The sequence below is a fragment of the Streptomyces sp. NRRL WC-3549 genome, assembly GCF_000721935.1.
Classification (GTDB): domain Bacteria; phylum Actinomycetota; class Actinomycetes; order Streptomycetales; family Streptomycetaceae; genus Streptomyces.
In genome coordinates this window covers 65,679-66,275 of record NZ_KL585426.1, presented here as the reverse complement: position 1 = coordinate 66,275, position 597 = coordinate 65,679, and the positions used below count along the sequence as shown (strand labels likewise).

Sequence of the window (597 nt, the reverse complement as noted above, 5' to 3'; positions counted from 1 at the left end):
CGGCTGCCGCACGTCCGCCGGGTCGCCGTCCAGACCAACCTCAGTTGCCGTACCGGCTGGCTGGCCGGCGCCGACCGGGGGAAGACCGCCCTCTGGTGCACCTACCACCCGGGCCAGACCCCGTACGAGCGCTTCCTCGGCCGGTGCCGGGAGCTGTCGGAGCTCGGTGTGCGCTTCAGCGTGGGAGTGGTGGGGCTGGAGGACCACCTGGAGGAGGCCCGGCGGCTCCGGGCCGCGCTGCCGCCGGAGGTGTACCTCTGGGTCAACGCGGCCGAGGGGCACACCTATACGGACGAGGAGGCGGACCGGTGGACCGAACTGGACCCGCTGTTCCCGTACAGCCGGTACCCGCACGCCTCCGCCGGGCTGCCCTGCCGGACCGGTGAGTCCGTCGTCTCGGTCGACGGTGACGGGACGGCGCGCCGCTGCCACTTCGTGCGGGCCGAGCTCGGCAACCTCTACGACGGCAGCTACCGGCGCTCACTCGGCCCGCGCGGCTGTCCGCTGGAGGTGTGCGACTGCCACATCGGCTATGTGCACCTGGAGTCCCTGCCGTTGTACGACGTCTTCGCCGGGGGCGTCCTGGAGCGGATACCC

At 72.7% G+C, this 597-nt stretch carries 1 protein-coding gene; it reads left to right on the top strand.

Going from position 1 to position 597, the window contains the following annotated elements:
- On the top strand, window positions 1-597 hold a 597-nt coding region (locus tag IH13_RS0128700), incomplete at both ends, for an STM4011 family radical SAM protein (RefSeq protein ID WP_031088915.1).